This window comes from Saccharopolyspora hordei, assembly GCF_013410345.1.
Taxonomy (GTDB): domain Bacteria; phylum Actinomycetota; class Actinomycetes; order Mycobacteriales; family Pseudonocardiaceae; genus Saccharopolyspora; species Saccharopolyspora hordei.
This window is the reverse complement of sequence record NZ_JACCFJ010000001.1, coordinates 386,767-410,111: the sequence shown is the minus strand read 5'-3', so window position 1 is coordinate 410,111 and position 23,345 is coordinate 386,767. Positions and strand designations below refer to the sequence as shown.

The following is a 23,345-nucleotide window of genomic DNA, read 5'->3' as shown; positions in this document are numbered from 1 at the left end:
CCCTCAGCGGTACAGCAGGTGCGGTTCGCGTTGTCGTCGGAAGTCGGTGACGTCGTCCTGCCACGAATCGACGATCTCGGCCGCGTCGGCACCGCGGTCGACCATCGTGCGCAACCGGTCGGAGCCGGACAGCTTGTCGATCATGTCGTCGGGTCGCCAGCCGAACACCTGCGGGTAGCGGCGCCGCGCGGTGACGATCATGGTGACCGCGGTGCGGATCGGGTCGACGTCGTCGCCGGTCCGGTGCACCTGCACCCCGCCGCAGAGGGTGTTCGCGTGCTTGGAGAAGGTCGGCACGAAGGCGGTCTCGCGGAAGCGCACCCCGGGCAGCTCGGCCGCGTTGAGGTCCTCGGCCCACCGCCAGTCGATGCCCGGCGCCCCGATGATCTCGAACGGCCGGGTGGTGCCGCGGCCCTCGGAGAGCACCGTGCCCTCGAACAGGCCGGTCCCGGGGTACAGCTTGGCGGTGTCCTGGGTCGGCATGTTCGGGCTGGGCGGCACCCAAGGCAGTCCGGTGTCCGCCGCACGCCCCTTCCAGCCCTCCACCCGCACCACGTTGAGCTGCGGCAGCGGTTCCGGCAAGTACACGCGGTCGAACATCCGCGCCAGCTCGCCGACGGTCATCCCGTGCTGCTGCACGATCGGCAGCACCCCGACGCCGGAGGCGAACCGCGGGTCCAGCCGCGGCCCGGCGACCAGCCCGCCGATCGGGTTCGGCCGGTCCAGCACCAGGAAACCGGCCCCGACCTGCTGCGCGGCCTGCATCGCGGTGTACATCGTCCAGATGTAGGTGTAGAAGCGGGCGCCCACGTCGGCGATGTCGAAGACCACCTGCTCGACGCGCGCCTTGCGGAACATCTCCGCCAGCTTCGCCGCGTCCGCCCCGTACGCGTCGTACACCGGCAGCCCGGTGCGCGGGTCGCGGTGGTCGCCCTCCGACCCGCCCGCCTGCGAGGTGCCGCGGAACCCGTGCTCGGGCCCGAAGACTGCGACGACGTCGACCGCCCCGCTGGCCTGCATGGCGTCGACGACGTGCTCCAGCGACGACAGCACGCCGGTCGGGTTGGTCACCACCCCGATGCGCCGGCCCCGGACGTCGTCGAAGTCCCGCCCGGCGAGCACGTCCGCGCCGGTGCGGACCTCGAAGCCGAGGTCCGCCTGCTGCGGCGCGGAGCAGGCGGAGGCCACCGCGGCGGCAGGGGCCCCCAGCGCGGCCGCGGTGAGCAGGCTGCGCCGGTTGAGCCGGAACTCAGCCACGCGGCCTCACCAGCCCAGGCCGTGGCCGAAGGGGTAGGCGTCGGTGCCCGGGCGGTTCGGGTCCGGCACCGGGACCGGCAGCTTGCCCACCGGGGTGGTCTCGCCGAAGAGCACCTTGGCCAGCGACTCCATCGCCACCGGCTTGTCCGAGTAGGTGGCGATCCAGGCGGGCACGTCGACGTGGGCCGCGTCGTAGGGGTCGCGGACGGCGACCGCGACGACCGGCTTGCCGGTCTCCTGCAGGGCGCGGACCAGGTCTCGCTGCGCGGCGTTGTCCTCGTTCCACGCGGCGTTGGTGAGCACCACGGTGACGTCGTGCTGCTGCGCCTGCTCGACGGCCTGGGCGATCTGCTCCGGTGTGGGCTGCAGGCCGGTGTCCAGCGCCGAGGTCTGCGGCCCGCGCGCGCCGATCCGCTCGGCCAGCGCGGCGGTGGCCTCGTCCCCGGCCCCGGTGACGAACATCCGGGCCGGTGGCTGCAGCGGCAGCACGCCGTCGTTGCGCAGCAGCGTCGTGGTGCGGTCGGTGATCGCCTGCGCGGCGTCGCGGTGCTCCTGCGAGCCGACGACCTGGTCCACCCGGGAGACGTCGACGAACGGGTCGTCCAGCACGCCCCGCGCGGCCTTCAGCGCCAGGACCCGCTGCACGCTCTCGTCGATGCGCTGCTCGCTGAGCTCACCGCTGCGCACCGCCCCGATCACCCCGTCGATGGCGGTCTGCAGGTCCTTCGGCATGAGCAGCAGGTCCGCCCCGGCCTTGAGCGCCAGCACCGGGATCTCGGCGTCCGGGTGCTCCTGCCGCACGCCTTCCATCTGCAGCGAGTCGGTGATGATGACGCCCTGGAAGCCGAGCTCGTCGCGGAGCATCCCGGTGAGCACGTTCGGCGACAGCGTCGAGGGCTCACCGGAGTCGTCCAGCTTCGGCACCACGATGTGCGCGCTCATCACCGCGTCGGTCCCGGCGCCGATGGCCTCCCGGAACGGCGGGGCGTCCAGCTGCTCCCACTGCTGCCGGTCGTGCTCGATCACCGGCAGCGAGGTGTGGCTGTCCTGGTTGGTGTCGCCGTGCCCGGGGAAGTGCTTGACCGAGCCCGACACCGTCTCGCCGGGCCCGGCGGAGTCCTCGTAGCCGCGGACCTGCGCGGCGGTGAGCTGCGCGGCCAGCGCCGGGTCGGAGGAGAAGGAGCGGACCCCGATCACCGGGTTCGACGGGTTGACGTTGACGTCGCCGCTGGGCGCGAAGTCCAGGTTCAGCCCCATCGCGCGCAGCTCCTGGCCGGTGATCGCGGCGGCGCGCTCGGCGTCCTCGGGGCTGCGGCCGGCGCCGAGCGCCATGTTGCCGGGGAACTGGGTCGCGGGCTCGCCGATGCGGGTGACCTGGCCCTGCTCCTGGTCGGTGGAGATCAGCAGCGGCACCCCGGCGCCGGAGTCGACCGCGGCCTCCTGCAGGCCGTTGGACAGCTCGGCGATCTGCACCGGGTCGTGGAGGCTGTCGGTCCAGGTGAAGTGGATGATGCCGCCGAGGTGGTACTTCTGCACCACCTGCGCGGGCGTGTCGACCCCGAACTCCTCCTGGTTCTTCGGGTGCGCGGTGTCGGCGGTGCGACCGTAGGCGTAGGTGACGAAGAGCTGCCCCACCTTCTCCTCCAGCGTCATGTCCTGGAGGATGTCGGCGGGCCGCTGCGGTCCGGAGGCGCCACCGGTCGCGGTGATCGCCACCGCCCCGACGGCGAGGGCGCTGAGCGCGGTCGCGGCGCGGCGCGTGCGGGTCTTCGGGGACACGGTCGCCTCCCTGCGGGGCGGATCTTCGCCAAGCGGTAGAAGTTCACCACGAAATCGGACGATCTCGGAAGTTACTCACATCACTACGGCGGGTCAACGCTGTTGACCGGCGTGGGCGGAAGATGCCACCGCGGAGGCGGTCCGCGCGCGGGTGCGGACGTACGGCGGCGCCCGCCGAACGGATCGGCGGGCGCCGCCCTCGCGCGAGCGCTCGGGTTACCAAGCGTGCACTCATGTCGTAACGTCTGGGCTAGGCGTCCGGCGTCCCGGTACGCAACCCCGTGGAACGACCAGCCTTGTGTGCGGCAACGCGTGGGTGCTCCGGGCCTCGCGCGCGGAGCCTGATCAGGGTGGACGCTACTTCTCCTCCGTAACGTCCCTGGCCGACCAGGGTCCGCACCTCCATTTGTAGACGGTGACGCCCGTCACTGCAAGGGTTCTGGCCGGTGGGCCCGGACGCCCCGGCCGTGCTGTCCGACCAGCGGAAACGCCACGTCGGCTCAGCGTCGGCGCCGCCAGGCGCGCAGCCCCCACCACGCGGCACCGGCCGCGGCGACCGCGGCCGTCCCGACCCCGGCCGCGGTGACCGCCGCGCGGGAGGGGGTGGGGATCCGGGCGCGCAGCGACACCGGGTGGTCGAAGGCCAGCGACGGCCAGCCGCGCTGCACCGCCTCCTTGCGCAGCGCGCGGTCCGGGTTGATCACGGTGGGGTGCCCGACGGCTTCCAGCAGCGGCAGGTCGGAGATCGAGTCCGAGTAGGCGTGGCACTGGGACAGGTCGTAGCCGTGCTCCTCGGCCAGGTCGCGGGCGGCGACCGCCTTGTTCTCCGCCGAGCAGTAGAACTCGACCTCGCCGGTGTAGCGGCCGTCGGCCACCACCATCCGGGTGCCCGACCAGTGGTCGGCGCCGAGCAGCTTCGCGATCGGGGCGACGACCTCCTGGCCGGAGGCGGACAGCACGACGATGTCGTGGCCCTGCTCCTTGTGCTCGGCGATGAGCTGGGTGGCTTCCTTGTAGACCAGCGGGTCGACGATGTCGTGCAGGGTCTCCTCGACGATCGCGTTGACCTGCTCGACGTCCCACCCGGTGCACAGCGAGGTGATGTGCGCGCGCATCCGGTCCATCTGGTCGCTGTCGGCGCCGGCCAGCATGAACACGAACTGGGCGTACGCGCTCTTCAGCACGGCCCGCCGGTTGATCAGCCCCTCCTGGAAGAACGGCCGGCTGAAGGCGAGCGTGCTCGACTTGGCGATGATCGTCTTGTCCAGGTCGAAGAACGCCGCCACCCGGTGTCCGGTGCGGGGCGCGGGGTTCGCGGGCTCTGTCACGCCGCACAGCATACGAGCCGTCGTGGGCCGCGGCGGCTGTGCGTGTGCACTGGATCAGACCAGTGTTCGTTCACGCTGCGTGCAATTCTGCCTGGGAATTTCCGACTAGTGGGAAAACTTGCTTGACTCGAAAGAATGCCACTACCTCGTAGCGCGCACTGAGCGCAATAACGTTCCCTCAAATGGACGGGGGGCATTGCGGGCGATCTCCGGGATACAGTGGTGCAGTCCGGCGCGGCCGGACAGGTTCAGCTCGACCCCCCGGAGCTGAACTGACGACGACCCCCGTCCCTCCCCCCTGGCGGGGGTCGTCCCCTTCCCACGACCGGTGGTCCGGCGTTCCTCGGTGCCGCCGCCCGGCCGCGGAGGTCCGATCGCGCGCCGGGTGTTCCTCCCCGTCTGCCGAACCGAATTCCCCTGATGTGTGCGGGCGGACTCGAATTCGCTCCAACTCTTTCGTGTGGGCGTAGTCGTCCACAGTGACGTGGTTTGTCCACAGATTCCGGAAACCTCCTTGGCGGCGTTCGGCTCCCGGTCCACGGTGGTCTCGTCGAGCGAGCCGTTCGGTGCTCCGCTCTCGATTCCGAACCCGCTGGAAGGACGGTCCCGTCATGGCTGCTGCACGTCCGCTCCTCGTCGCCCGAGACGCCGACCTGGCCGACGAGGCCGCTCGGCTGGCCGCCGCGGCCGGGGGAGACCTCGCGCGAGCCCACGCGGTGTCCGCACCCGCCTGGCGCGCGGCGCCGGTGGTGCTGCTCGACGCTGCGGCCGCCGCCGAGGGCGCGGCCGAGGGGTTGCCGCGAAGACCCGGGGTCGTCGTGCTCTGCCGCGACCCGACCCCGGAGCTGTGGCGGACCGCGTTCGAGGTCGGTGCGGAGCAGGTGATCGCGCTGCCCGCCGACGAGACCGCGCTGATCGAGCTGCTGGCCGACGTCGCGGACGCTCCGGCGCGGGACGGGCGGGTCCTCGCGGTGCTCGGCGGCTGCGGCGGCGCCGGGGCCTCCGTGCTCGCCACCGCCGCCGCGGTGCTGGCGGCCCGCGGTGGTGCGCGGGCGCTGCTGGTCGACTGCGACCCGTTGGGCGGCGGTGTCGACCTCGCGGTGGGCACCGAGGCCGACGAGGGGCTGCGCTGGTCAGGACTGGCCGTCGGCGCCGGTCGGCTCGGTGCGAGCGCGCTGCACGAGGCGCTGCCCGAACGCCGGGTCGGCTCCGGTGCCGTCGCGGTGCTGTCCTGCGACCGCGACGGTCCGTCCAGCGGGCTGACGCCGGAAGGCGTGCGCGCGGTGCTGGCGGCCGGTCGGCGCGCCGGTGACGTCGTGGTGTGCGACGTGCCGCGAGCGCTGCCCGACCCGGCCACCGCGGCGCTGCGGGAGGCCGACCTCGCGGTGGTCGTCGTCCCCGCGGAGGTCCGCGCGGTCGCCGCGGCCGAGCGGGTGGTGGCCACGGTCGCCGACCACGCGGCGGGACCGGTCCGCCTGGTGGTGCGCGGTCCCGCGCCCGGCGGGCTCCGCACCGCCGACGTGGCGCGGGCGGTCGGTGCCGAGGTGCTGGCCGCGGTGCGGGCCGAGCCGCAGCTCCCGGCCCTCCTCGACCGCGGCGGGCTGGCGGCCCGGCTGCGGCGCCGCGGCCCGGTGGCGAAGGCGGCGCAGCGCGTGCTGGCCGAGCTGGCCCGGATCGACCCCGCTGTCCCCGCTGCTCGCTGAGTCGTCGTCTGAGGAGGAGAGGTGAGCCCGATGCCTGCGAGCGGAGCCCCGGGGTGCGACGCGGTGGACCGCGAGCTGCTGGCGCGGGTCCGCAACCGCTTGGTCGGTAGCGGTGCCGCGCTGACCTCCGACGCCGTCGCCTCCGCGGTCCGCGAGGAGTCCGGCGGCCTGGTCGCCGACGCCGACGTGCTGGCCGCGCTCCGCTTGGTGCAGCAGGAGTTCCGCGGCGCCGGGGTGCTCGAACCGCTGCTGCGCGACCCGGAGGTCTGCGACGTGCTGGTGAACGCGCCGGACGAGGTCTGGGTGGACCGCGGTGACGGCCTGCGGCGGGCGGCGGTGCGCTTCCCCGACGAGGACGCGGTGCGGCGGCTGGCGCAGCGCCTCGCGATGTCCACCGGCCGGCGGCTCGACGACGCCCAACCGTGGGTGGACGCCTGGCTGCCGCAGGGCAGCGCCTCCGGCGCGGTGCGGTTGCACGCCGTGCTGCCGCCGGTGGCGGGCGGCGGGACCTGCATCTCGCTGCGCGTCCTCCGCCCCGCCGCGCACGACCTCGCCGCCCTGCAGGCCTCGGGGGCCTTCGACGGGCCGACCGCCGCGGTGCTGCGCGCGATCGTCGCCGCGCGGCTGGCGTTCCTGGTGGTCGGGGGCACGGCCAGCGGCAAGACCACGCTGCTGGCGGCGATGCTCGGCGAGGTCGCCGAGTCGGAGCGGATCGTCTGCGTCGAGGAGGCGGCCGAGCTGCACCCGAGGCACCCGCACGTGGTCCGGCTGCTCACCCGGCCGCCGAACGTCGAGGGAGTGGGCGAGATCCAGGTCCGCGACCTGGTGCGGCAGGCCCTGCGGATGCGCCCGGACCGGCTGGTCGTCGGCGAGGTGCGCGGGGCAGAGGTCCGGGAGCTGCTGGCGGCGTTGAACACCGGCCACGACGGGGGTGGCGGGACGCTGCACGCCAACTCGCCGCGGGAAGTGCCCGCCCGGTTGGAAGCGCTGGCGGCGGTGGGCGGCCTGTCGCGCAGCGCGCTGCACAGCCAGCTCGCCGCCGCGGTGCAGGTCGTGCTGCACGTCCGGCGCAGCGCCCAGCGGGGACGGCACCTGGCCGGGATCGGCGTGCTGCGGCGCGTCGGCGAGCGGGTCGAGGTCGTCCCGGCGTGGCAGTGCGACGACGGGTGGGCGGCGGGCCGGGACGACCTGGCCGCGCTGCTGGCCGCTCGGGGAGGTGCGTTGCCGTGCTGATCCCCGCGCTGGTGTCCGCGGCCGCCGCGGCGCTGTGCTGGCCGGAGGTCCGTGCCCGCGACCGCCTCCGCCCGCGGCCCGCGCGACCCGCGTTCGGGCCGGTGCGCCGCGCGCGGCTGCTCGTGGTGCCGGTGGCGGCGGTGGTCGGGTTCCTCGTCGCCGGTCCGGCGGGCTCGCTCGCCGGGGCCGGGTTGGCGGCGCTCGGTGGCCACCACTGGCGGGCTGCGCGGGAGCGGCGGGCCCGGCTCGCGCGGGCCGACGAACTCACCGCCGGCCTGCGGCTGCTGGTGGCCCAGCTGCGCGCCGGGGCGCACCCGGCCGCGGCGGCGGAGGGCGCGGCGGCCGAAGCCGGTGCCGCGGTCGCCGGGGTCTTCCGGGACATGGCGGCCACCGTCCGGCTCGGCGGTGACGTGGCGGCCGTCCTGCGCGGCCACGACCTCGTCGAGCTGCGCGCACCCCTGGAGCGGATGTCCAGGGCGTGGGCGCTGGCGGAGCGGCACGGCGTCGCGCTGGCCGACCTGCTCGACGCGGTGCGCCGCGACGTCGAGCGGCGCACCGCCTTCCGCCGCGGTGTCGAGGCGAAGCTGGCCGGTCCGCGCTCGACGGCGGCGGTGCTCACCGGACTGCCGGTCTGCGGCCTGCTGTTCGGGGAGGCCATCGGGTCGGCACCGCTCGCGGTGCTCGACGACGGGCTGGTCGGGCAGCTGCTGGTGCTGGTCGGAGCGGGCCTGCTGGCGGCCGGGGCGAGCTGGACGCTGCGGCTGACCGAGGCGGTGCAGTCGTGAGCGCGGTCGCGCCGGTGCTCGCGGCCGTGGCGGTGCTCGTCTTCCCCGTCGCTTCCGGGCGGGCGCGGTTGCGGTCGCTGCGCCCGCCGCCCCGGCGGCGGCGACCTCCCGTCACCGCCTGGGCACTGCCGTTGGCCGCCGGATCGGTCGCCGTGCAGCTGTTCGGGCCGGTGGCCGGCGTGCTGGTCGGCGTGGCAGCCGCGATCGCCGCGCGTCGGTGGTCGGTGCTGGCGGCACGGCGGCGCGAGCGCACCGATCCGCTGGTGCTGGCCGCCGGGTGGGACCTGCTCGCCGCCGGCATGCGGGCGGGACTGCCGGTCCCGGTCGTCGTGCAGGCGGTGGCCGAGGAACTGGCCGGAGCCGCGCGGCGGACCCTGCGCGAGGTCGCCGACCACCTCGCGCTCGGTTCGGACGCGGTGACCAGCTGGGAACCGGCACTGTCCAATCCGGACACCGCCGAGCTGGCCCGCGCCGCGCGGCGGACCGCGCGCACCGGTCAAGGCCTGGCCGAGGTCGCCTCGGAGCTCGCCGAGCGCGCCCGCAGCACGGTCGCCGAGCAGGCCGAGGCGCGGGCGCAACGGATCGCGGTGTGGATGGCCGGCCCGCTGGGCCTGTGCTTCCTGCCCGCGTTCCTGTGCCTCGGGGTGGCGCCCGTGGTCCTGGGTGCGCTGCAGCGGCTGACCGTTCTCTGAAGACACGCGGACGGACCCCGGGTGTCCGAACAGGAATCACGAACGATCCACTGTGGAGGGAAGAGAGATGGCGGAACGGAACACGTGGGTGCTCACGGTCCAGCGGCTCCGCGCGTTGTTGCGCGGTGATGGCGGGATGACGACCGCGGAGTACGCCATGGGCACGGTCGCGGCGGTCGCGTTCGCCTCGCTGCTGTTCGAGATCGTCACTGGCGGCACCATCAAGGAGGCGCTCGCCGGGCTCATCGAACGCAGCCTGGACAGCGGTGGTCTCTGATGCCCGTGACGCGAACGGCGCCGCGCCCCGCGGAGGAACCCGACCGCGGGGCGGTGACGGTCGAAGCCGCGCTGGGCATCTGCTCGGTGATCGCCGTGTTCGCGCTCGCTCTCGCCGGTACCGGGGCGCTGGTCGACCACCTCCGCTGCACGGACGCGGCGGTGGCGGCCGCGCGGCTGGTGGCGCGCGGCGAGCGGGCCCGCGTCGACGAGGTGGTCGGCCGGCTCGCGCCGTCCGGCGCGGCACTGGCGGTGCAGGTGGACGGCGACGTCGTCCGCACCGAGGTCAGCGTGCCGCTCCCCGCGCAGCTGCCCGGGCGCTGGTTGCACGCGCGGGCGGTCGCGGTGCTGGAGCCGGGCGTCGACGGGCAGGAGGTGCGGTGAACGGGGACCGGGGCGCGGCCACGGCGGCGTCCGCGGTCGTGGCGCTGGCACTGCTCGCGCTGCTCGTGCTCGTCCTCCAGCTCGGCGCGGCCACCGTCGCCCGGCACCGCGCGGAAGGCGCGGCCGACCTCGCGGCGCTGGCCGCGGCCGCGCACGCCGTGCGCGGGACCGGGCCGGCGTGCGCACGCGCGACGGAGGTGGCCGACGGCATGCGGACGGCGGTCACCGACTGCAGGCTCGAGGGGTGGAACGCCCGCGTGACCGTGGAAGCTGATCTCCCGATCAGCCTGCTGCCGGGACAGAAGGCCAGCGCACGAGCGCACGCGGGACCGGTCGGCGACTGATCGGTCCCGCGGCGACGAACGGTCGACGAACGGTCGGCGACCTCCGTGGCGACCGCGCTCCGAGAGCCGCTCAGCCGGGTGATCTTTCAGCGGTGGTGTTGCGCCGAGGGACGTTCGTCGCGGCTGAGCGACCGGTCGCCGACGGGGGCTGTACTCATCGGGGTGGCATGCCGTTGATTGGTGGTGTGAGCGGAAGACCGAAGGTTCTTCGACAACGAGGTCGAGAACAGGTGGTTCCCCCGAGACCGCCGGTCCACCGCCCACTGTGGAGCAAGGAGGCGGAACAGATGCAATGGTCTGCGGAGAGGTGGCAAGGCGCCTTCCGCGGCGTCCCGGCCCACCCGGCCGGGTTGACGAGCAGCCGGATCGAACTGCGCGTGCAGGCGATCGGATTCGCGTCGCGTGGTTGGCCGGTGCTTCCCGGAACCCATCCCGACGGTGACAGGTGGATCGGTCGGCACGGTCGCCAGGAGCGCGGCCCGATGCCGGTGCACCGCGACTGGCAGACGCGGCTGGGGACCAACCCGGACGAGGTCACGGCCTGGTGGGCCGAACACCCGTACAGCTTGCTGATCGCCACCGGGCACACCGTCGACGCGCTCGAGGTCGACGCGGTCCTCGGCCGCGCCGCTGCCTCGGTGCTGCGCGCCCTGGGCTTCCCGGTGCCGATCGTGGCGACCCCGGCGGGTCGCTGGTACTTCCTCATGGCCAGTGGCGGCGAGCTCGCCGCGGACCTGGCCGACGTGCCGGGGATCCGCGTGCACGGTCAGGGGAGCTGGGTGCCCATGCCGCCCTCGGCCTACCCGGGCGGTGCGGTGCACTGGCGGGTCAAGCCGGAGGTCTGCGCCTGGCAGCTGCCCACCCCGGACTTCGTGCAGGACGCGATCCGCGCGGGTCGCGAGGAGCTTGACAACAACGCAGACGTGGCGGAACTCGTCGCGGCAGGCAAGTGAACCTGTCGACCGTGCTGGCGCCGGGTGGATCGGCCCGCGCACCAGGCTCCCCCGACACGACCGGACCCGGCCGAGCACACCCCGTCCCCTCCGGTGCTCAGGCCTGCCGTGACCGGTCGTGGAGCCCAGCCGGTCCACCGGTGCTTCCCCCGAGCACGGTCGACACCGCGTCGAGCACAGCCACCGCCCCCGCCTTGTCCAGCGGTTCGTTGCCGTTCCCGCACTTGGGCGACTGAACGCAGGACGGGCACCCAGCCGGGCACTCGCAGGAAGCGATGGCTTCCCGCGTTGCGGCCAACCACGGGACCAATGCGGCATGACCGCGATCGGCGAATCCGGCCCCTCCCGGATGCCCGTCGTGCACGAACACCGTTGCCTCCCCGGTGTCGGCGTGCATCGCGGTGGACACCCCGCCGATGTCCCAACGATCGCAGGTCGCGAACAGCGGTAGCAGGCCGATCGCCGCGTGCTCGGCGGCATGCAGCGCACCGGGGATGCGCGCCGGTTCCAGCCCGGCGCCCCCCGGTGCGCTGCCCACCAGCAGTTCGTCGCTGACCGTGTACCAGACCGCGCGGGTCAGCAGGGTCTGCGCCGGCAGGTCCAGCGCCACCTGGTTGAGCACCTGGCCGGACGGGCGCTTCCGGAGGTAGCCGACGACCTGCGAGGTCACCTCCACCTCGCCGAGGCAGACCGTCACCCCTCGCCCGGTGTCCCACCGCTCGATCGTCCGCAGCACCGAGATGTCCACGACGGAGCGCGGCGAGGTCGTCCAGTCCGGGCTCTCCTCGTGCACCAGCGCGATCCCGGTCTCCAGGTCCAGTTCGTCCACCACGAAGGACTCGCCGCGGTGCAGGTACACCGCCCCCGGGTGCACGGTGGCGCAGGCGGAGTCCGGGTCCACGGTGCCCAGCATCCGACCGGAGTCGCCCTCCACCACGGCGACCGGGTGACCACCGGCGCCGCGCAGCTCGACGGTGCGGTGCGGGCGTTCGCGGGAGGTCCAGAACCAGCCGTGCGGTCGCTTGCGCAGCACTCCCTCCGCGGTGAGCGCCTGCACCGCCTGCCGCGCCGCGTCACCGCCGAAGACCTCGAACGACTCCTCGTCGAGCGGCAGCTCCGCGGCGGCGCAGGCCAGGTGCGGTTCGAGCACGTACGGGTTGGTCGGGTCGAGCACGGTCGCCTCGACCGGCCGGTCGAGCATCGCGGGCGGGTGGTGCACCAGGTAGGTGTCCAGCGGGTCGTCCCGGGCCACGAACACCACCAGCGCCCCCTCGCCGTCCCGCCCGGCGCGGCCGGCCTGCTGCCAGAACGAGGCCAGCGTGCCCGGGTAGCCGGCGACCACGACGGCGTCCAGCCCGGAGATGTCCACGCCCAGCTCCAGCGCGTTGGTGGTGGCCACCGCGCGCAGTTCGCCGGTGAGCAGCGAGCGCTCCAGCTCGCGCCGCTCCTCGGGCAGGTACCCGCCGCGGTAGGGGGCGACCTTGCCGGACAGCGATCCGTCCACGTCGGACAGAGCGCGCTGCGCGGTGAGCGCGGCCAGCTCGACGCCGCGCCGGGACTGGATGAACGCCAGCGTCCGGGCGTCCTCGATGACCAGGTCCGTCATGATCCGCGCGGCCTCGGTGCCCGCCGCCCGGCGCACCGGCGCGCCGTTCTCGCCGCTGACCTCCTCCAGCAGCGGAGGTTCCCAGAGCGCGATGGTCCGCGCCCCGCGCGGCGAGCCGTCGTCGGTGATGGCGCGGCAGGGCGTGCCGGTGAGGCGTTCGGCCAGCGCCTCGGGGGCGGACACGGTGGCGGAGGCGAGCACGAACACCGGGTCCGCGCCGTAGTGCTGCGCGACCCGGCGCAGCCGGCGCAGCAGCAGCGCGACGTGCGAGCCGAACACCCCGCGGTAGGTGTGGCACTCGTCCACCACGACGTGCGTGAGCTGCCGGAAGAACCGGGCCCACCGGCTGTGCCCGGGCAGGATCCCGTAGTGCAGCATGTCCGGGTTGGTGAACACCCACCGCCCGTGCGCGCGGACCCAGTCCCGCTCCACCTGCGGGGTGTCGCCGTCGAAGGCGGCCGCGCGGACCTCCTTGAGGCCGAGCTCCTCGACGGTGCGCAGCTGGTCGGCGCCCAGCGCCTTGGTGGGCGCCAGGTAGAGGGCGGTCGCGCGGGGGTGCTCCAGCAGCCGGGTCAGCACCGGCAGCTGGTAGACCAGCGACTTGCCCGACGCCGTGCCGGTCGCGACGACCACGTGCTCGCCGGCCCGCACGGCTTCCGCTCCGTCGACCTGGTGCACCCACGGCCGCTCGGCGCCGCGCTCCCGGAGGGCGTCCACCAGGCGCTCGGGCACCCACTCGGGCCAGTCGGCGGTGCGGGCCGGGCGGTTCGGCAGCTGCGCGACGTGGCGGACGGGTGATTCACCGGCCGGGACCCCGGCCAGCACGCGGTCCAGCAGCCGCGTGCCCTTGTCCTGTTCCGCTGCGCCCACATCGCGAGCCTCGCACAGGGCGATTCGATCGCTGCGCACGAGTTCCGGTTCCGCGCAGCTGTGTCGGTATCCCACGATCGGATGGTTCTCCGGCGGCGGGGCCGGTGGTCCGCTGACGACTGGCGGAGCCGAGTGGATCCTGCGGGCACGCGCCTATACCTCATGTCACCCGATCGGTCCAAATCAAGATCGGCCCGTTCGGGTGATCAAGCACCGTGGTGAATCGATCAACCCGTAACGAATTCCCACGTCGGAGAGAGGTGCGTATCACACCGTGAGGTAAGCCACTTGAGGCCTGAATAGACTCCCGAGCCACGACGTCGCCACGGACGGCCAGCGCACGATCACGGGCCGTACCGGGCGGGGCCGCATACCGCGCACCGGAGCCGGTCGGAGAGCCCGCCTCCGGTGCTGAACCGAGCACAACCCAGGAGGACGGATGTCCCTGCTCACCCCGGTCCAGCACGGCTGGGCCCAGGGCGCTGCACCACCGAGCTCGCACACCCGGATGGACCTCGCCCAACAAGTCACCGGGATCGAACTCGGCGGCGCCGACTACGCAGTCGTCGGCGTGGTCATGGTGATCGCCCTGGCCGCGTTGGCCTTCGGATACGTCCTGATCAGGGAGGTGCTGTCCGCAGGCCAGGGCACCACCGCGATGCAGGACATCGCCAAGGGCGTGCAGGAGGGCGCCTCGGCCTACCTGAACCGGCAGTTCCGCACCCTGGCGATCTTCGCGGTCATCGTGTTCCTGCTGCTGTTCGCGCTGCCCGCCGAGACCGTCGGCGAACAGATCGGGCGCTCGATCTTCTTCCTGTTCGGCGCCGCGTTCTCCGCCGCCATCGGCTACCTCGGCATGTGGCTGTCCACCCGCGCCAACGTGCGCGTCGCGGCGGCCGCCCGCGAAGCCGGTTCGGGGCGCGAGAAGGCGATGCGCGTCGCGTTCCGCACCGGTGGCGTGGTCGGCATGACCACGGTCGGCCTCGGCCTGTTCGGCGCCGCGCTGGTGGTGCTGGTCTACGCCGGGGGCGCGCCGCGCGTGCTGGAGGGCTTCGGCTTCGGCGCCGCCCTGCTGGCCATGTTCATGCGTGTCGGTGGCGGCATCTTCACCAAGGCCGCCGACGTGGGTGCCGACCTGGTCGGCAAGGTCGAGCAGAACATCCCCGAGGACGACCCGCGCAACGCCGCCACCATCGCCGACAACGTGGGTGACAACGTCGGCGACTGCGCCGGCATGGCGGCCGACCTGTTCGAGTCCTACGCGGTGACCCTGGTGGCCTCGCTGATCCTCGGCACCGCCGCGTTCGGCCTGCACGGCCTGCTGTTCCCGCTGATCGTGCCCGCCATCGGCGTGCTCACCGCGGTGATCGGCGTCTACATCACCAAGGCCCGCGCCGGGGAGAACGCGCTCGTGGCGATCAACCGGTCGTTCTACATCTCGGCGGGCATCTCGGCGGTGCTGTGCGCGGTCGCCGCGCTGCTGTACCTGCCGAGCTCGTTCTCCGACCTCACCGGGGTGCCGCCCGCCCTGCAGGGCACCAGCGGCAACCCGGCGGTCATCGCGCTGGTCGCGGTGGTCATCGGCATCCTGCTGGCGGTGGTCATCCTCAAGCTGACCGGGTACTTCACCGGCACCGAGCACCGCCCGGTGCGCGACGTCGGCAAGTCGTCGCTGACCGGTGCGGCGACGGTGATCCTCTCCGGCATGTCGGTCGGCTTCGAGTCCGCCGTCTTCACCGCGCTGATCATCGGCGCGGCGGTGTTCGGCGCGTTCCTGCTGTCCGGGTCGCTGCCGGTGGCGCTGTTCGCCATCGCCCTGGCCGGGTGCGGTCTGCTCACCACCGTCGGCGTGATCGTCGCGATGGACACCTTCGGCCCGGTCAGCGACAACGCCCAGGGCATCGCGGAGATGTCCGGCGACGTCGAGGGCGAGGGCGCGCAGATCCTCACCGAGCTCGACGCGGTCGGCAACACCACCAAGGCGATCACCAAGGGCATCGCGATCGCCACCGCGGTGCTGGCCGCGACCGCGCTGTTCGGCTCCTACACCGACGCGATCGGCGCGGCGCTGGCGGACGTGGCGGGCGAGCTCAGCTCCACGGAGTTCTTCGTCTACGCGCCGGACGTGCTGGTCGGCGTGATCATCGGCGGTTCCGTGGTGTTCCTGTTCTCCGGGCTGGCGATCAACGCGGTCTCCCGCGCCGCGGGCGCCGTGGTCTACGAGGTGCGCCGGCAGTTCAAGGACAAGCCCGGGATCATGGACGGCTCGGAGCGCCCCGAGTACGGCCGGGTGGTCGACATCTGCACCCGCGACTCGCTGCGCGAGCTGGCCACCCCCGGTCTGCTCGCGGTGATGGCGCCGATCGCGGTCGGCTTCGGCCTCGGCGTCGGCCCGCTGGCCGGCTACCTCGCCGGTGCCATCGCCACCGGCACCCTGATGGCCATCTTCCTGGCCAACTCGGGTGGCGCGTGGGACAACTCGAAGAAGCTGGTCGAGGACGGCCACCACGGCGGCAAGGGCTCCGAGGCGCACGCCGCCACGGTCATCGGTGACACCGTCGGTGACCCGTTCAAGGACACCGCGGGCCCGGCCATCAACCCGCTGCTGAAGGTGATGAACCTGGTGTCGGTGCTGATCGCGCCGGCCGTGGTGGCCTTCACCGTCGGGACGGGCACGAACCCCGCGGTGCGCATCGGCATCGCGGTGGTGGCGGTCGCGGTCATCGTCGCCGCGGTGGTGATCTCCAAGCGCCGCTCGACGGCGATCGCGGAGTCGTCCCCGTCCGACGACAAGGCGATCAACGGCGCTCCGTCCTGACGCGCGCGCCGGTCCGCACGGAGGGCGTCTTCCCCCTCGGGGGAGGCGCCCTCCGTCGTGCGCTGGGGCTTCGGCGCGGGGTGGACCCCGGGTTGTGGGACGGCGGGAGCCGTGCGGGAGAGTCGGGGCGCACGCCGAAGGCAACCGTGCGAGGAGTGCGCATGAACTTCCGTCCGACGTCCCTCGCGGCGCTGGCTGCCGTCCCGCTCGTGCTGGCCGGGTGTGCCGGGGGCGGTGGCCAGGGTGCCGCGCCGCAACCCGCCCCGAAGCCGCCCGCGCCGAGCGCCGAGGCGGTCGCCTGGGCCGGCGGGATGTGCGACCTGGTCACCGGGTTCAGCGAGAGCCAGGAGAACCTGCCGGCGGTCGACCGGAGCAACACCGCGGCGATGAAGGAGTCGGTGATCGAGCGCATCGACGCCGCCGCGCGCTCCGCCGACGACACGGCGCGCGGCCTGCAGGACCTGGGCGCCCCGCCGGTCGAGGGCGCTGAGCAGCTCGGCGCCGGGTTCCAGCAGAGCTTCACGCAGATCGGCGACGTGCTGCGCGGGGCGCGGGAGAAGGCCGAGCAGGTCGACCCGACCGACAAGCAGCGCTTCCAGGACGGCATGACCGCGGTCCAGCAGGAGCTGGACAAGGGCGGTCAGCTCGAGCTGCAGGACGAGCTCGCGCAGTTGGAGCAGAACCAGGAGCTGAACGCGGCGGTCCACCAGGCCCCCGAGTGCGCGTCGTTCTTCGAGCCCCCGCAGCCCCCGCAGCAACAACCACCCCGCTGATCCGGGGTGCGCCCCGCCCCCGTGCGGGCGGGTACCGGGACCTGAGCGCGTGACGGGCACCTTGCGCCGACCCCGCTGGCGACAGGTGCCCGTCACGCCTCCTCACCGTGGGCGCTGCTCGCTCGAACGAGTGGAAAGCTTGGCGGAGCTCGAACGGCTGTTCTAGCATGCGGGCCGTGGACCAGCTGTCCTTCTACTCGGCCGAGGCGCGGGAACCCGCCATCGCCGACCTGGCGGGCATGCTGTGCGGGCCGGGACAGGCGGTCGGCTTCGGTCGCGGCACCGCTGCCCGGCTGTCGGTCGTGGTCGACGCCGAGTGGCGCGCCCGCGCGCTGGTCGAGGCCTGCGCCGAGCGCGGGGTGGACGCCCAGCTCGGCCGCTCCGACGAAGGGCACCCGCTGGTCCGCACGGCGTTCCGCGCCGACCTCACCGGCCTCGCCGCGACGTGGCTGCGGGGTGCGGTCAAGTCCGTCCCGCCCGGGTACGTCCCGGACGGCGCCGCCCTGCGGATCTGGGCGCTGACCGCGGGCTCCGCCGAGCCCGGCGGCTACCGCCTCGGGCTCGACCCGCACGCCCCCGGCACGCACGCGCCGCTGGCCGCGGCGCTGCTCGGCTGCGGACTGCCGACCAAGGCGGTCGGACCGCGCGCCGGTGGCCCGGCGCTGCGCGTCACCGGGCGCCGCCGTCTGGCCCGGCTCGCGGAGCTGGTCGGCCCCACGCCCGATGGTGCGATCGAGCGAACGTGGCCGCTCGTGTCGTGACCGCTTTGATGCACATCACGCCAGGTCACGCAACGGAACACCGCGGTCACCCGATACGTTCCCAGGGCGAGACGTCGACGTGCTTGGGCGTGTTGTGTGCAACCCTGTGCATTCCCGGGCGGCGCACAGAACTGCGCACGGGGCACACTGAGGAACTTGTCGGGTAGCGAAGGATGCTTCCGGGAGAAGAGAGCAGGTAAGCGTGGCTGGGTCGACACGGACGAAGAAGGCTGGCGGGGCCAGCCGGGCTTCGGGGTCCTCCAACGGGGCTGGCTCCGCGGGTCGGCGCCTGGTGATCGTCGAGTCGCCTGCGAAGGCCAAGAAGATCGCCTCGTTCCTGGGCTCGGGCTTCATCGTCGAGTCCTCCCGTGGCCACATCCGCGACCTGCCCAAGAACGCCAAGGACGTGCCGGAGAAGTACAAGGGGCAGGCCTGGGCACGTCTGGGCGTGGACGTCGAGAACGACTTCGAGCCGCTCTACCTGGTCTCCGCCGACAAGAAGGCGACCGTCACCGAGCTGAAGGACGCGCTCAAGCAGGCCGACGAGCTCTACCTCGCCACCGACGGTGACCGCGAGGGCGAAGCGATCGCCTGGCACCTGCTGGAGACGCTCAAGCCGAAGGTGCCGGTGCGCCGGATGGTGTTCCACGAGATCACCGAGTCGGCCATCCAGGCGGCCGCCGCCAACCCGCGCGACCTGGACCACGCCCTGGTCGACGCGCAGGAGACCCGCCGCATCCTGGACCGGTTGTACGGCTACGAGGTCAGCCCGGTGCTGTGGAAGAAGGTCATGCCGAAGCTCTCGGCGGGCCGCGTGCAGTCCGTGGCGACCCGGATCGTGGTCGAGCGCGAGCGCGAGCGGATCAAGTTCGTGCCTGCCGACTACTGGGACATCTCGGCGACGATGGACGCCGGCCCGGACGCCTCGCCGCGCCGCTTCGGCGCCCGCCTGGTCGCGGTGGACGGCGCGAAGCTGGCCACCGGGCGCGACTTCGGCCCGGACGGGCAGCTGAAGAACGCCGACGCGCGGGTGCTGTCCGAGGACGAGGCCCGCGCGCTGGCCTCCGCGCTGACCGACGTGCAGCTGCGCGTCACCAGCGCCGAGGAGAAGCCGTACACGCGCAAGCCCTACGCGCCGTTCATGACCTCCACGCTGCAGCAGGAGGCCAGCCGCAAGCTGCGCTTCTCGGCGGACCGCACGATGCGCACGGCGCAGCGGCTGTACGAGAACGGCTACATCACCTACATGCGGACCGACTCCACGACGCTGTCCGAGACGGCGATCGCGGCGGCCCGCAACCAGGCCCGCGACCTCTACGGCGAGCAGTACCTGTCGCCGCAGCCGCGCCAGTACACCCGCAAGGTCAAGAACGCGCAGGAGGCGCACGAGGCGATCCGCCCGGCGGGCGAGAGCTTCCGCACCCCGGGCGCGGTCGCGGCCGAGCTCGGCAACGACGTCGACGGGTTCAAGCTGTACGAGCTGATCTGGCAGCGCACCATCGCCTCGCAGATGGCCGACGCCAAGGGCACCACGCTGTCGGTGCGCATCACCGGCACCGCGGCCAGCGGCGAGGAGTGCACGTTCGCCGCGTCCGGTCGCACCATCACCTTCCCCGGCTTCCTCAAGGCCTACGTCGAGGCGGTCGACTCGGAGGCCGGTGGGGTCGCCGACGACGCCGAGTCCCGGCTGCCGCAGCTGGTGGAGGACCAGCCGGTCACTGCGCCGGAGCTGCAGCCCGACGGGCACCGCACCAACCCGCCGCCGCGCTTCACCGAGGCGAGCCTGGTCAAGACGATGGAGGAGCTGGGCATCGGCCGCCCGTCGACCTACGCCTCGATCATCAGCACCGTGCAGGAGCGCGGCTACGTGTGGAAGAAGGGCTCGGCCCTGGTCCCGTCGTGGATCGCCTTCGCCGTGGTCGGGCTGCTGGAGAAGCACTTCGAGCGGCTGGTGGACTACGACTTCACCGCGACGCTGGAGGACGAGCTCGACCGGATCGCCGAGGGGCGCGAGCAGCGCACCAGCTGGCTGAACGGCTTCTACTTCGGCGGTGACGTGGGCCCGGACCACTCGATCGGCCGCGCCGGCGGGCTCAAGAAGCTGGTCGGCTCGGGCGTCGAGGAGATCGACCCGCGCGAGATCAACTCGATCCCGATGTTCACCGACGACCAGGGCCGCACCGTCTACGTGCGCGTCGGCCGCTACGGGCCCTACCTGGAGCGGACCCTGGAGGACGGCTCGTCGCAGCGGGCGAACCTGCCCGACGACCTGCCGCCGGACGAGCTGACCATGGAGATCGCGGAGAAGCTCTTCGCCACTCCGATGGAGGGCCGCAGCCTGGGGACCGACCCGGAGACGGGGCACGAGATCGTCGCCAAGGAGGGCCGGTTCGGCCCGTACGTCACCGAGGTCCTGCCCGAGGGCAGCAAGGGCAAGCCGCGCACCGGCAGCCTGTTCAAGTCGATGTCGCTGGACACCGTCACCCTCGAGGACGCGCTGAAGCTGCTGTCGCTGCCGCGCGTGGTGGGCACCGACCCGGAGACCGGCACCGAGATCACCGCGCAGAACGGCCGCTACGGCCCGTACCTGAAGAAGGGCACGGACTCGCGGTCGCTGGAGACCGAGGAGCAGATCTTCTCGATCACCCTCGAGGAAGCGCTGAAGATCTACGAGCAGCCCAAGCAGCGCGGGCGGCGGGCGGCCGCGGCACCGCTGCGGGAGCTCGGGGAGGCACCGGACACCGGCAAGCCGGTGGTGATCAAGGACGGGCGGTTCGGTCCGTACGTCACCGACGGCGAGACCAACGCGTCGCTGCGCAAGGGCGACGACGTGGAGTCGCTGACCATGGACCGCGCGGTGGAGCTGCTCGCGGAGCGCCGGGCCAAGGCCCCGGCCAAGAAGAAGGCCTCGACGAAGAAGTCGACCAGCACCGCGAAGAAGTCCACCAGCACGAAGACCGCGGCGGCCAAGAAGTCCACGAGCACGACGACCAAGAAGAAGGCCAGTTCCTCGTCGAAGTCGTCGTGAGCGCCGCGCTGAGGCCCCCGTCCGGCGTCGTGGCGGCCCCGTAGAGTCGTGAGCGCGGAAGCCGCCTCCAACCGGCTCACGCACTCACGACCCACGGGAGGCCACGCGATGCGGACCGACGCTCCGGAGCAGCCGCACACCGGGGTGTGGGCGGAGGTCGTCGGACAGCCCGAGGCGGTGCGCACGCTGCACGCGGCGGTGCGCGCGGCCCGGAGCCAGGTGCGGGGCGAACCGGTCCCGCCGGGGGCCATGACGCACGCCTGGCTGTTCACCGGCCCGCCCGGCTCCGGGCGCTCGATCGCGGCGCGCGCCTTCGCCGCGGCCCTGCAGTGCACCGACCCCGAGGTGGCGGGCTGCGGGACCTGCACGGCCTGCCGCACCGTCCTGCACGGCACCCACGCCGACGTGCGCCTGGTGGTGCCGGAGGGCCTGTCGATCTCGGTCGCGGAGATGCGGTCGCTGGTGCAGGCGGCGGCCCGCCGGCCGACCACCGGCGACTGGCGCATCGTGCTCGTCGAGGACTCCGACCGCCTCACCGAGGGCGCGTCGAACGCGCTGCTCAAGGCGGTGGAGGAGCCGCCGCCGCGCACGGTGTTCCTGCTCTGCGCGCCGTCGGACCACCCGGAGGACGTGTCGGTCACCATCCGTTCCCGCTGCCGCGTGGTGCAGCTGCGCACCCCGCTGGCGGACGCCATCGCCGAGGTCCTGCAGGAGCGCGACGGCGTGGAGCCCGAGCTGGCGCGGTGGGCGGCCTCGGTGTGCGGCGGGCACATCGGCCGCGCGCGGCGGCTGGCCACCGACGAGGAGGCGCGCGAGCGGCGCGAGTCGGTGCTGCGCATCCCGCTGGGCCTGCGCCGGTTCTCGGACGTCTTCACCGCGGCGACGGGCCTGGTGAAGCTGGCCGAGACCGAGGCGGTCACGGCGAACGAGGAGCGCAACGAGGCGGAGAAGGAAGAGCTCAAGACCGCGATGGGCGCGGGCGGCACCGGCAAGGGCACGGCCGCGGCCACCCGGGGTGCCAACGCGGCGCTGAAGGAGCTGGAGAAGCGGCAGAAGTCGCGCGCCACCCGCTCCCAGCGCGACGCGCTCGACCTGGCGCTGGTCGACCTGGCGGGCTTCTACCGGGACGTCCTGGTCACCCGGGCGGGCTCGTCCGCGCCGCTGAACCACCCGGACTTCGAGCGGTCGATCCGGAAGGCCGCGGAGGAGTGGACCTCGGAGTCGGCGCTGCGCCGGCTCGAGGCGGTGCTGGAGTGCCGGGTCGCGCTGACCCAGAACGTGAAGCCGATCATCGCGGTGGAGGCGATGCTGGCCACCCTCTACACCGGCTGACGCCTGCTCAGCACGGCGAGGGTGCCGCCCAGGAGCAGCAGCGCGGCGCTGGTCCAGAGCGCCGGATCCACGCCGGAGCTGCTGGGCGGCAGGGGCGTCGTCGGCGGTGCGGCGGCCAGCGCCGCCGGTGCGGGTGCGGTCGTGCAGTCCACGCCGCCCTCGGGTGCGCTGGCCTGGACGGCTTGCTCGCCGAAGGACGCCTGCACCAGCGAGGTCGGCAGGCCGACCGCGTGCCCCCGCAGGACCTGGAGGTCGAACAGCCGCGCCTGGGCGCGGACCTCGGTGCCGGCCACGTGCTGCTCCAGCTCGCCGAGCGCCAGCCGCAGCACCCCGGCGTCGAGCGCGGGCAGCGGGACGTCCAGGCGCGGGTGCGCCGGGTCGAGCACGCCGATCTCCTGACCGCCGCGCGAGACCCGCAGCACCGGCGCCTCGTGCTCCACTGTGGACGTCGCGGGGTCGCCGGTGGCGGTCGCGGTCAGCCGCGGTGTGCCGACCACGTCGACCGCGACCTCGTGCGGGGTCCCGGCGAAGAGCCGGACGCCGGCCAGCGAGAGGTCCGACGTGGACCGCACGGCCTCGGTGGCCTGGCCCGGCACGTCGACGAGCCGCACGCTGGAGTGCGCCTGCGCGGTGCCCGGCACCTGCAGCAGCGGGCCGCCGTCGAGCGGCCGGCCCGGGAGCGCGGTGCCGGCGGAGGCGCTGCCGAGCGAGTACCGGGCGTCGGCGATCGGTGACACGCACGGTCCGGCGTACCGGTCCCAGCGCGCGTGGGCGGTGCCCTCCAGCCCGCTGAGCCGGACCAGCTGGTCGGCCGGGGAACTGGGCGGCTGGATGCGGGTGCTCACCGGCTCGGGCCGGTCCGGCAGCGCGGCCTGCGCCACCCCGACCGGCAGCTGTGGCAGCTTCCCGAACAGCGCCACCCCGGCGGGCGAGGCCTCGGCGATCGCCCGCTCGTGCGCGAAGAAGGCGGTGGAGTTGGCCTGCGCGACGGCCCGGCCCAACCCGGCCTCGGCCACGGACTGCTTCGGCAGCTGGTCCTCGAACTCCGGGTCCTCGTAGATCGAGTCGGCGGGGACGGTGCCCGGCAGGACCCGCACGATGCCGACCATGGTCCCGGCGCCGGCCACGACCGGCCCGGGCGTCGGGATCGGCACCGACGCGGGAGGCTGGCTCGGGTCGACCGGTGCGGGGATCGGGGTGGTCGCGGTGAGCCCTGCGCGACGGCCCCGGGCAGCGAGAGGCCGGCCACGACCAACGACACGGTGGTGCACACCCCGACCCGGCGAACAGCGCGCATCGGACCTCCTGTGGCGAGCATCACTGCCGTCTCAACGACACGCCGGGCTCGGGGGTGACGCCCGAGCCCGCGGCACCCGGGGGTCGTGCGAAGCGCCCGGGGCGGGCCCGCTACACTTGACCGCGC

Annotated in this window: 18 protein-coding genes; 13 read left to right on the top strand and 5 right to left on the bottom strand. The window is 73.7% G+C overall.

Annotation, left to right across the window (positions count from 1 at the left end; all coding sequences use genetic code 11):
• Positions 1–3: 3 nt before the first annotated feature.
• From HNR68_RS01910 to HNR68_RS01900, 3 genes are all read right to left on the bottom strand, one after another.
• The gene (locus tag HNR68_RS01910) at positions 4–1,257 is read right to left on the bottom strand and encodes an exo-beta-N-acetylmuramidase NamZ family protein (protein WP_179717013.1); all 1,254 of its coding nucleotides are present in this window, start codon (positions 1,255–1,257) and stop codon (positions 4–6) included.
• A gap of 6 nt (positions 1,258–1,263) precedes the next feature.
• Positions 1,264–3,036, bottom strand: a complete 1,773-nt coding sequence (locus HNR68_RS01905; RefSeq protein WP_343049882.1) for a glycoside hydrolase family 3 protein — start codon at positions 3,034–3,036, stop codon at positions 1,264–1,266.
• 500 nt (positions 3,037–3,536) lie between these two features.
• On the bottom strand, positions 3,537–4,376 hold the full coding sequence (locus tag HNR68_RS01900) for an HAD family hydrolase (protein WP_179717011.1): 840 nt from the start codon (positions 4,374–4,376) through the stop codon (positions 3,537–3,539).
• 599 nt (positions 4,377–4,975) lie between these two features.
• On the opposite strand from HNR68_RS01900, the gene ssd reads away from it, so the two are divergent.
• The 8 genes from ssd (at position 4,976) to HNR68_RS01860 (ending at position 10,734) form a co-directional block, all read left to right on the top strand.
• Positions 4,976–6,067 (top strand): septum site-determining protein Ssd, encoded by a 1,092-nt coding sequence (gene ssd / locus HNR68_RS01895; protein WP_179717009.1) that lies wholly within the window; start codon positions 4,976–4,978, stop codon positions 6,065–6,067.
• Between the two features lie 30 nt (positions 6,068–6,097).
• The gene (locus HNR68_RS01890) at positions 6,098–7,300 is read left to right on the top strand and encodes a TadA family conjugal transfer-associated ATPase (RefSeq protein WP_179717007.1); all 1,203 of its coding nucleotides are present in this window, start codon (positions 6,098–6,100) and stop codon (positions 7,298–7,300) included.
• Positions 7,294–8,085, top strand: a complete 792-nt coding sequence (locus tag HNR68_RS01885) for a type II secretion system F family protein (protein WP_179717005.1) — start codon at positions 7,294–7,296, stop codon at positions 8,083–8,085. Before HNR68_RS01890 ends, HNR68_RS01885 begins: the two co-directional genes overlap by 7 nt.
• Positions 8,082–8,777, top strand: a complete 696-nt coding sequence (locus HNR68_RS01880; RefSeq protein ID WP_343049880.1) for a type II secretion system F family protein — start codon at positions 8,082–8,084, stop codon at positions 8,775–8,777. Before HNR68_RS01885 ends, HNR68_RS01880 begins: the two co-directional genes overlap by 4 nt.
• Before the next feature lie 67 nt (positions 8,778–8,844).
• Positions 8,845–9,054, top strand: a complete 210-nt coding sequence (locus HNR68_RS01875) for a DUF4244 domain-containing protein (protein ID WP_179717003.1) — start codon at positions 8,845–8,847, stop codon at positions 9,052–9,054.
• A complete protein-coding gene (locus HNR68_RS01870; RefSeq protein WP_179717001.1) occupies positions 9,054–9,437 on the top strand; it encodes a TadE family type IV pilus minor pilin in 384 nt (127 codons plus the stop codon). Before HNR68_RS01875 ends, HNR68_RS01870 begins: the two co-directional genes overlap by 1 nt.
• Entirely contained in the window at positions 9,434–9,781 is a 348-nt protein-coding gene (locus HNR68_RS01865; RefSeq protein ID WP_343049879.1) for an Rv3654c family TadE-like protein, read from the top strand. Before HNR68_RS01870 ends, HNR68_RS01865 begins: the two co-directional genes overlap by 4 nt.
• A 167-nt stretch (positions 9,782–9,948) precedes the next feature.
• Complete coding sequence (locus HNR68_RS01860) at positions 9,949–10,734, top strand: bifunctional DNA primase/polymerase (protein WP_343050438.1); 786 nt, start codon at positions 9,949–9,951, stop codon at positions 10,732–10,734.
• A gap of 97 nt (positions 10,735–10,831) precedes the next feature.
• Here HNR68_RS01860 and HNR68_RS01855 read toward each other — a convergent pair whose 3' ends face one another.
• Positions 10,832–13,210 carry a DEAD/DEAH box helicase gene (locus HNR68_RS01855; RefSeq protein ID WP_179716997.1) on the bottom strand — a complete coding sequence of 793 codons (2,379 nt, stop codon included), beginning with the start codon at positions 13,208–13,210 and terminating at the stop codon, positions 10,832–10,834.
• A 508-nt stretch (positions 13,211–13,718) separates the two neighbouring features.
• On the opposite strand from HNR68_RS01855, the gene HNR68_RS01850 reads away from it, so the two are divergent.
• From HNR68_RS01850 to HNR68_RS01830, 5 genes are all read left to right on the top strand, one after another.
• Positions 13,719–16,028 (top strand): sodium-translocating pyrophosphatase, encoded by a 2,310-nt coding sequence (locus HNR68_RS01850; RefSeq protein WP_218888522.1) that lies wholly within the window; start codon positions 13,719–13,721, stop codon positions 16,026–16,028.
• Positions 16,029–16,189: 161 nt separating this feature from the next.
• Positions 16,190–16,801: a hypothetical protein gene (locus HNR68_RS01845; protein ID WP_179716993.1), complete on the top strand. Its 612-nt coding sequence runs from the start codon at positions 16,190–16,192 to the stop codon at positions 16,799–16,801.
• Positions 16,802–16,968: 167 nt separating this feature from the next.
• Positions 16,969–17,562, top strand: coding sequence for a hypothetical protein (locus tag HNR68_RS01840; protein ID WP_218888164.1), 594 nt, complete (start codon positions 16,969–16,971; stop codon positions 17,560–17,562).
• 202 nt (positions 17,563–17,764) lie between these two features.
• Positions 17,765–20,590, top strand: coding sequence for a type I DNA topoisomerase (gene topA / locus HNR68_RS01835; RefSeq protein WP_179716989.1), 2,826 nt, complete (start codon positions 17,765–17,767; stop codon positions 20,588–20,590).
• A 108-nt stretch (positions 20,591–20,698) separates the two neighbouring features.
• Complete coding sequence (locus tag HNR68_RS01830; RefSeq protein ID WP_179716987.1) at positions 20,699–21,922, top strand: DNA polymerase III subunit delta'; 1,224 nt, start codon at positions 20,699–20,701, stop codon at positions 21,920–21,922.
• Here HNR68_RS01830 and HNR68_RS01825 read toward each other — a convergent pair.
• A complete protein-coding gene (locus tag HNR68_RS01825) occupies positions 21,910–23,076 on the bottom strand; it encodes a hypothetical protein (RefSeq protein WP_343049878.1) in 1,167 nt (388 codons plus the stop codon). The two genes, HNR68_RS01830 and HNR68_RS01825, sit on opposite strands and share 13 nt — an antisense overlap.
• Between the last annotated feature and the right edge of the window lie 269 nt (positions 23,077–23,345).

Excerpts from the sequence above, each read along its gene's own strand:
- HNR68_RS01900 (WP_179717011.1), bottom strand. The coding sequence starts at position 4,376 with ATGCTGTGCGGCGTGACAGAGCCCGCGAACCCCGCGCCCCGCACCGGA.
- ssd (WP_179717009.1), top strand. The coding sequence starts at position 4,976 with ATGGCTGCTGCACGTCCGCTCCTCGTCGCCCGAGACGCCGACCTGGCC.
- HNR68_RS01890 (WP_179717007.1), top strand. The coding sequence starts at position 6,098 with ATGCCTGCGAGCGGAGCCCCGGGGTGCGACGCGGTGGACCGCGAGCTG.
- HNR68_RS01875 (WP_179717003.1), top strand. The coding sequence starts at position 8,845 with ATGGCGGAACGGAACACGTGGGTGCTCACGGTCCAGCGGCTCCGCGCG.
- HNR68_RS01870 (WP_179717001.1), top strand. The coding sequence starts at position 9,054 with ATGCCCGTGACGCGAACGGCGCCGCGCCCCGCGGAGGAACCCGACCGC.
- HNR68_RS01860 (WP_343050438.1), top strand. The coding sequence starts at position 9,949 with ATGCCGTTGATTGGTGGTGTGAGCGGAAGACCGAAGGTTCTTCGACAA.
- HNR68_RS01850 (WP_218888522.1), top strand. The coding sequence starts at position 13,719 with ATGGACCTCGCCCAACAAGTCACCGGGATCGAACTCGGCGGCGCCGAC.
- HNR68_RS01845 (WP_179716993.1), top strand. The coding sequence starts at position 16,190 with ATGAACTTCCGTCCGACGTCCCTCGCGGCGCTGGCTGCCGTCCCGCTC.
- HNR68_RS01840 (WP_218888164.1), top strand. The coding sequence starts at position 16,969 with ATGCGGGCCGTGGACCAGCTGTCCTTCTACTCGGCCGAGGCGCGGGAA.
- HNR68_RS01830 (WP_179716987.1), top strand. The coding sequence starts at position 20,699 with ATGCGGACCGACGCTCCGGAGCAGCCGCACACCGGGGTGTGGGCGGAG.